Here is a 7,071-nt window from a genome sequence, read left to right as displayed (position 1 = left end):
GGGTGCTCGGTCTGAGCGTCCTTGTGGGCGTCATCACCCAGGCCATGTTCGCGACCCTCGCACTCCCGCAGCAGGCGCTGGCCGACGTCGCGACACTCCTCGGCGCACTATCGAACCTTGCCGGCACGATCGGACTCGGTGTTCTCGCACTCGTCCTCAGCGAGCGCGGCCGCGCCTCAAGTGTCCAGATCTTTCGTTCCGGTCAGTCCTGACGCGGCCGCGTGACTGGTGCTCGCGAACGGCGGCGGTAGCGTGGAACGATGCGAGCTCCGGACCTTTCGTGCTGAACGCCGCCACCGGGTTCGCGGTTATCGGCCTCGCGATCGCCGTCGGATACGTGATCGGCCGGATCAACCTCCTCGGCCCGCAAGCCGGCCCGGTTCTGGGACGACTGGTGTTTTTCGTCCTCTCCCCCGTGCTGCTGTTTGTGGTCCTCTCCGAAGCCGATATCGCAACCCTGTTTTCGGCACTTCTCCCGGTCTCGGCGATCACGGCGATCACCGTCATCGGCCTCTACGCAACGATCTCCCGCCTGTTGTGGCGACGGCCCGTGGGAGACACGCTCATCGGCGCGCTCGCGGCCGGTCAGGTGAACTCCAACAACATCGGGATCCCCCTGTCGCTCTATCTCCTGGGATCGGCCGCGTTCCCGGCACCCGTCATCTTGTTCCAACTGCTCGTCCTCGTACCGATCTCGATGGCGATCCTCGAAAGCGTCACCGCGCAGACTCGGAACTTCGGAAAGATCGCGCTACGCACTGTGACGAACCCGGTCGTGATCGGATCGGTGGCCGGAACGATCGTGGCGGCGACGGGGCTTCGGCTCCCGTCACTCGTCACGGAGCCTTTACACTTCCTCGCCGCAGCATGCGTCCCGGTGCTCCTTCTGAGCTACGGGATGTCTCTCCATGGCCAGCGGGTTCTCGCCGCCGGCGGTCACCGCCGCGAGGTGATCCTGGCTACCGCGTTCAAGCTGATACTGATGCCGGTGCTGGCCTGGGTGCTTGCGAGCATCGTGTTCAGATTGCCGGCGCCCGAAACGCTCACCGTGGTCGTCCTGGCGAGCCTCCCGACCGCACAGAATGTCTTCAACTTCGCTCAGCGCTTCGGCGTCGCGGAAACCGTCGCGCGTGACACTGTCTTCCTCACAACAATCGGGTGCATCCCGGTGCTGATCGGCGCGCTCGTCCTTTTCGGGTGATCTCGGGCCGACATGCCCCTCCCACTCCCCCGAAGTCCGGCCGGAAGAACGCTACGCTGAGAACGCAAGCTCTCAGCTAACTCCCAGAAAGGGAACGCCATGTCAACCGAAAGCTCCGTCGCCAAGGAGGCCATCAACGGCGTCCGCACGGCGCTCGGCATCGCCGGTGTCCTCTCGCTCATCGTCGGAATCCTGATCCTCGTCTGGCCAGGCCGCACGGCCATGGTCGTGACCGCGATCATCGCCATCTACGCCATCGTCGGCGGACTGGTCTACGGCGGCCTCGGCATTTTCTCGAAGTCGATGGGTGGATGGTCTCGCGTTGGCCACATCATCCTCGGCGTCGTGTTCATCGCCGCTGGTATCTTCGCCTTCTTCAACCTCGCAGCCACCACCGGCTGGTTCGCCGTCTTCCTCGGCATCCTGGTCGGCATCATGTGGATCATCGAAGGTGTCGTCTCCCTGACCACGCTGGGTGACGCAGCATCCAAGGGCTGGACGATCTTCTTCGCGATCATCAGCATCGTCGCCGGTGTCGTGCTGCTGTTCTCGCCGCTGTTGGGCGCGGTCGTGCTCTGGTGGCTGCTCGGGATCTCTCTCGTCGTGCTCGGCATCATCCAGATCGTGCGCGCGTTCACGTTCGGTAAGAAGAGCGTCTGACAAGACACATCACAGAAGAAGGCTCCGGGGGATTTCCCGGGGCCTTCTGCTGTGAATGGATGCAGTGCGGACTACTCCCCCACAAAAGAGCTCGTGTCGCCGACGAGCCGCGTGTTGTCCGCGGGGATCGGGTCCACAGCGGCCTGTGCGACCTCGGCAGCGAACTCCGAAACGTTGTAGAGCTTGCCGGCTGATTCGCGACGCGACGCGATAGCTCCGGGGTTCGCACGCTCCAGCAACGTTGCGGTGATGGTTCCTTCGATCATGTCGCCGGAGACGACGACGAACCCGATGCCGCGTTCGAGGAGCGCGGGCACCCGCTCGCGAAGCGCATCCTCGCCGGCACGCTTGGACAGCGCGACCGGCTCATATTCGGGCATGGTCGGGGTCGTTCGGATGAAGTGCGCCTGGTGGCTGGTCACGAAGACCACCCGTGCGTCGCCCCGAAGAAGCGGCACTGCCGTCTCAAGCACGCTGACCTGAGCGTCTCGGTTCAGCAGCAGGGCGTAATCTTCCGCCATTCCTGATTCCATGCCACCGGATGCGTTCAGGACGAGGATGTCCAGGCCTCCGAAGGCCTCCTCGACGGCAGCGAACATTGCCGCGACCGACTCTGGATCGGTGAGGTCCGCTCCCACGACGAGAGCGTCGACACCCAGCTCCCGCACCTCAGCGGCAAGCTTCTCAGCGCGGGGAGCCTTGTTGCGGAAGTTGATGACGACGTTGGCCCCCGCGGCTGCGAGATAGCGGACGGTGTCGGCACCGATTCCGCGCGACGAGCCGGTCACCAGTGCGGTCTTGCCGCGCAGGGTTCCGGGGGCGATCGGGGTGGAAATGTCGGTCACTGTTGCTCCTGTTGCACGGTGGCGCATCGGCCGCGGGCGGCACCGGAATGGCGCGCGTACCGACCCTACCAACCGGTCCGCTGCGCGCCCTGCGTTGATAGGGTCAGTCCAAGAGGAAGGAGACTCGGATGTTGCCCGATCTCACGCAGTATCTGTGGATCCTCTGGCTCGCTCTGGCAGTCCTGTTCGTGATCATCGAACTGCTCACCCTTGAGTTCACATTCCTCATGCTCGCCGCCGGAACTCTCATCGGGGGCCTGGGAACGAATTTGCTGGGCGGCCCGTGGTGGCTGCAAATCGGCCTCGCCGCGATCGCATCAGCGCTTCTCCTGTTCACGATTCGCCCACTCCTGCTGCGGGCGCTGCATCGAAGTTCGCCCGTCGTCCTCACGAACGTCGATGCACTCGTCGGGATGCCGGCGCGCGTGACCCGCGCGTTCGTGCAGGGTGCGGGTGAGGTGAAGCTCGACAACGGCGAGACGTGGACGGCACGACTGAGCGCGGGCGTCACGGATGCCGAGGCGAGCGTTGGACAGTCCGTCAGCGTCATTGCAGTGCGAGGCGCCGCCGTCGAAGTAGCTCCGGAGCCCCGGCCATCGACAGAAAGGACCGTGGAACATGATTGACATCGGCGCGTTCGCGGGACAGATCTTTGTCATCGTCCTGCTGCTTGTCATTGCGATCTTCGTGGTCGTGGTGATCTTCCGATCGATCCGGATCATTCCGCAGGCCACAGCCGGCGTCGTGGAGCGCCTCGGCCGCTATCACAAGACCCTCTCCCCCGGCTTGAACCTCCTCGTCCCGTTCATCGACCGCGTTCGGCCGTTGATCGACATGCGCGAGCAGGTCGTCTCGTTCCCCCCGCAGCCGGTCATCACGGAAGACAACCTCGTCGTCTCGATCGACACGGTCGTCTACTTCCAGGTGACTGACGCCCGTGCGGCCACTTACGAGATCGCGAACTATCTGGGCGCAGTCGAGCAGCTCACGACGACGACGTTGCGAAACGTCGTCGGTGGCTTGAACCTCGAGGAGGCACTGACCAGTCGCGACGAAATCAACACGAAGCTGCGGGTCGTTCTGGACGAAGCGACGGGCAAGTGGGGAATCCGAGTGTCGCGGGTGGAGTTGAAGGCCATCGATCCCCCGGTGTCCATCCAGGACTCCATGGAGAAGCAGATGCGCGCCGAGCGAGACCGTCGTGCGGCGATCCTCACCGCAGAGGGCACGAAGCAGTCGGCCATCCTGCAGGCTGAGGGCGCACGTCAGGCCGAGATCCTGCGCGCCGAGGGCGAAAAGCAGGGCCAGATCCTGCGTGCGCAGGGTGAAGCTGAGGCGATTGCCACGGTGTTCAACGCCATCCACGAGGGCAATCCGGATGACAAGCTGCTCGCCTACCAGTACCTGCAGACGCTTCCGAAGATCAGCGACAGCGCGTCGAGCAAGCTCTGGATCATTCCGAGCGAGTTCACCGAGGCACTCAAGGGTGTGTCCGGTGCGTTCGGGGCGCGGGAGGCCGCAAAGTCTGCACCTGACGAGCAGGCGTGACCCACCCGTACTTCGTCGACGCGCCATACCCGCGCGTCCTTGCGCACCGGGGGCTGACGGTTGACGAAGCGATTGCGGAGAACTCCTACGCATCGGTTGCCGCGGCGAAGCGCGCTGGCGCGACCTACGTCGAGTCCGACTGTCATCTCACCCGGGACGGCGAGGTCGTGCTGTTCCATGACGCGGATCTTCGTCGGGTGACGGGCGATCCTCGACGTGTCGTTGACGTCGAGCTTTCAGAGTTGACTGACTTGATGGCAGATCGCGGCGGACTGATCACGTTGCGCACCGCGCTCGAAGACTTCCCGACCGTGAGGTTCAACCTCGACGTGAAGGCGCCCGGCGCTGCTGACGCCGTCGGCATGCTCGTGGCCGGTCATGGTGAGCGCGTGCTCCTGACGAGTTTTGCGGACACCCGCCGCCGCGCAGCCGTAGCATCCGCAGCTCGTCACGCACCCACCGGCGCGGTGGCACCTGCAACATCGGCGGGTCGCGAGACCATCGCCCGGCTGCTCTGGGGCCTCGTCGCGCGGTCGCCGCGGCTGGTCGCATCCTCGCTGGCGGGCGTCGACGCGCTGCAGGTCCCGGAGCGTCAGGGACCGGTGCGGGTGGTGACGCCACGGCTGCTTGAAGCCGCTCACCGTCACGGGGTCGAAGTCCACGTATGGACAGTGAACGATCCCGCAGACATGAGCCGGCTTGTCGGCATGGGCGTCGACGGCATCGTCACAGATCGCGTAGACGTCGCGCTCACGACTCTCGGACCCGCGCCGGGCCACCCCTGATTCGGCGGCGCTGACGGCGCCGCACCCCAGGTCGGCGTTGCGCCTATTCCTCCCCCGCTGAAGATCGGCTGAGAATGCTCTCATCTGCGGGTCGGCATGGATGATCTGCCCAGCTGAGAGCGTTATACCTGAACAGCGACGAGAGGACCACACAATGGCAGACCGCAGCCTCCGCGGCATGCGACTCGGCGCCTCCAGCCTACAGAGCGAGGACGGCGTCGTATTTCATGAGCGGGCACAATTCACCTACTCCTGCACGTCTTGTGGACGTGACACCACCATGACCTTCGCGGCAGACGCCGAGGTCCCCGAGACCTGGGAATGCCGCACCTGCGGCGCCGAGGCTTTGCTGCGGGTCGACGGCGAGACCGTCACCGTCGACCACGGCGACGTCAAAGCCCCCCGCTCGCACTGGGACATGCTTCTCGAGCGTCGCACGATCCCGGAGCTCGAGGAGCTGCTCGAAGAGCGCCTCGCCTTCGTTCGCTCACGCCGAGGCGCCGGCGACGACGTCACGGTCGACAAGCTCAGCGCCTGACAGACGCCCACCGCGACGGCTTACGAAGCGGTGCAACAAACGGGACCGGTCCGATCACGGATCGGTCCCGTTTCATGTCCGGCGGCGGCTCGCGACGACTACGCTGGCGATCAGACCGGCAATGCTAAGAATCGCGATCGCCATGCCCAGTGAGCCGCCGATCACGATGCTCGGGGTCAGGCCGGTCCGCAGCGGAACATCGGTGAGCATCGCTCCGGCCTCATCGGCGGGAAGAGAATCGATCGTCGCACCGTCGGGGCCGATCACCTGGCTCGTGCCGACTGTCGAGATGTTCACGACCGAACGACCGGTCTCGATAGCGCGCGTGCGCGCGAAAGCGAGTTGCTGCAGGTTCTCGTCGGTGTTGCGGAAGTCGGCGTTGTTGGTCTGGAACATGTAGACCTCGGCGCCGTCTCGCGCGCCGTCATGGATGACGTCGTCATAGATCACGTCGAAACAGATAGCGAGCCCCACCCCGGTGCCATCGATATCGACGTACGGCGGATTGGATCCTGGTGTGTACTCCCGGCCGATGAGCCCGATCAGGTCGGGAACGATCATCTCGTAGAACCACCGGTCGGGCACGTACTCGCCGAAGGGAACCGGGTGAGTCTTGTCGTGATACTGCACGGCGCCCTCCCCCGCTTCCCACAGCATCGAGGTGTTGTAGGTCAGGTCGCCCCGCGTTGTTGCGGCGTTGACAAGAAGCGGAGCATCCGCCGCCTCCGACAGTCCGTCCAGAACCGCCGCAGTCGTCGCGTTGGTCATCGGATCCGAGTCGATCCCGCCTTCGGGCCACAGCAGCACATCCATGTCCTGACCGATCAGGTCAGTGGATGCCGACAGCTGCGCGTTCAGGATGTCGTTTCGCTGTCGCGCGTCAAAGTATCCGGAGGGACCGTTGCCCTGCACACTTCCCACGGTCATCGTGCCCGCCGGGGTGGTCGGGAACTGCGGCGTGACGAGCAGGGCGATCCCCAGCCCTGCGACCGGCAGCGCCGTGCGCACATCCGACCACTGGCGCAGTCGCAGCCACTCGATGGTCCCGGCGGTGAAGGCGACCATCAGGAACGACAGGCCCGTCACGCCGATCCACGAGGTCAGGTGTGAAAGGGGGCTCTCGGATTGACTCATCCCGATCCGCGCCCACGGGAACCCTGTGTAGGGCCAGGATCCGGTCACGAGTTCCCGCAGTGTCCACAGCCCGGCTATCAGCAGCGGTGTCAGGACGAGCTGAGCCCACCGACCGGGGGCTGCTCTCGGCATCCACCGGTATGCCAACGCGATGAGCACGGAGCCGAGCGCGACGTAGATGGTGGCCGCGACCGCCAGGGCGAACCACGGGATGACGCCGAGGTAGCGGTTCAGCCACACGATGTGGACGAGATAGAACGTGATCCCGAAGATGAACCCGACCAGCAGCGCGCCCCAGGCGCTGCGCCCAATGAGCGCCACAAGCGAGAGTCCGACACCGACGAAAGCCAACGGCCACCA

9 protein-coding genes are annotated in these 7,071 nt (G+C 65.0%); 7 read left to right on the top strand and 2 right to left on the bottom strand.

Annotation, left to right across the window (positions count from 1 at the left end; genetic code table 11):
- The 3 genes from B3587_RS01470 to B3587_RS01460 form a co-directional block, all read left to right on the top strand.
- On the top strand, nucleotides 1-212 hold a 212-nt coding region (locus tag B3587_RS01470; protein WP_292726007.1), incomplete at its 5' end, for a hypothetical protein.
- Between the two features lie 68 nt (nucleotides 213-280).
- Entirely contained in the window at nucleotides 281-1,201 is a 921-nt protein-coding gene (locus B3587_RS01465; RefSeq protein WP_292726006.1) for an AEC family transporter, read from the top strand.
- Nucleotides 1,202-1,300: 99 nt separating this feature from the next.
- Entirely contained in the window at nucleotides 1,301-1,861 is a 561-nt protein-coding gene (locus B3587_RS01460) for an HdeD family acid-resistance protein (protein ID WP_292726004.1), read from the top strand.
- Between the two features lie 71 nt (nucleotides 1,862-1,932).
- Here the strand turns inward: B3587_RS01460 and B3587_RS01455 are convergent, their stop codons facing one another.
- Nucleotides 1,933-2,733, bottom strand: a complete 801-nt coding sequence (locus B3587_RS01455; protein WP_375237044.1) for an SDR family oxidoreductase — start codon at nucleotides 2,731-2,733, stop codon at nucleotides 1,933-1,935.
- Nucleotides 2,734-2,834: 101 nt separating this feature from the next.
- Between B3587_RS01455 and B3587_RS01450 the strand changes: the two genes are divergently transcribed.
- The 4 genes from B3587_RS01450 to B3587_RS01435 all read left to right on the top strand — a co-directional run bounded on the left by B3587_RS01450 (nucleotide 2,835) and on the right by B3587_RS01435 (nucleotide 5,577).
- Nucleotides 2,835-3,332: an NfeD family protein gene (locus B3587_RS01450; protein ID WP_292726002.1), complete on the top strand. Its 498-nt coding sequence runs from the start codon at nucleotides 2,835-2,837 to the stop codon at nucleotides 3,330-3,332.
- Nucleotides 3,325-4,254 carry an SPFH domain-containing protein gene (locus tag B3587_RS01445; protein WP_292726001.1) on the top strand — a complete coding sequence of 310 codons (930 nt, stop codon included), beginning with the start codon at nucleotides 3,325-3,327 and terminating at the stop codon, nucleotides 4,252-4,254. Before B3587_RS01450 ends, B3587_RS01445 begins: the two co-directional genes overlap by 8 nt.
- Nucleotides 4,251-5,039, top strand: coding sequence for a glycerophosphodiester phosphodiesterase family protein (locus B3587_RS01440; protein WP_292726000.1), 789 nt, complete (start codon nucleotides 4,251-4,253; stop codon nucleotides 5,037-5,039). Before B3587_RS01445 ends, B3587_RS01440 begins: the two co-directional genes overlap by 4 nt.
- Nucleotides 5,040-5,193: 154 nt before the next feature.
- On the top strand, nucleotides 5,194-5,577 hold the full coding sequence (locus B3587_RS01435; RefSeq protein WP_292710486.1) for an RNA polymerase-binding protein RbpA: 384 nt from the start codon (nucleotides 5,194-5,196) through the stop codon (nucleotides 5,575-5,577).
- A 72-nt stretch (nucleotides 5,578-5,649) separates the two neighbouring features.
- Here the strand turns inward: B3587_RS01435 and lnt are convergent.
- The coding region (lnt, locus tag B3587_RS01430; protein ID WP_292725998.1) for an apolipoprotein N-acyltransferase at nucleotides 5,650-7,071 on the bottom strand (1,422 nt) is incomplete at its 5' end.

The organism is Microbacterium sp. UBA837 (assembly GCF_002296025.1).
GTDB lineage: Bacteria > Actinomycetota > Actinomycetes > Actinomycetales > Microbacteriaceae > Microbacterium.
Note: the sequence above shows the minus strand (reverse complement) of the source record. Positions and strands in the feature narration are given on the sequence as shown.

What these genes read in the sequence shown, in the direction of transcription:
- B3587_RS01455 (WP_375237044.1), bottom strand. Translation starts at nt 2,733, where the DNA reads ATGCGCCACCGTGCAACAGGAGCAACAGTGACCGACATTTCCACCCCG.
- B3587_RS01435 (WP_292710486.1), top strand. Translation starts at nt 5,194, where the DNA reads ATGGCAGACCGCAGCCTCCGCGGCATGCGACTCGGCGCCTCCAGCCTA.
- B3587_RS01460 (WP_292726004.1), top strand. Translation starts at nt 1,301, where the DNA reads ATGTCAACCGAAAGCTCCGTCGCCAAGGAGGCCATCAACGGCGTCCGC.
- B3587_RS01450 (WP_292726002.1), top strand. Translation starts at nt 2,835, where the DNA reads ATGTTGCCCGATCTCACGCAGTATCTGTGGATCCTCTGGCTCGCTCTG.
- B3587_RS01445 (WP_292726001.1), top strand. Translation starts at nt 3,325, where the DNA reads ATGATTGACATCGGCGCGTTCGCGGGACAGATCTTTGTCATCGTCCTG.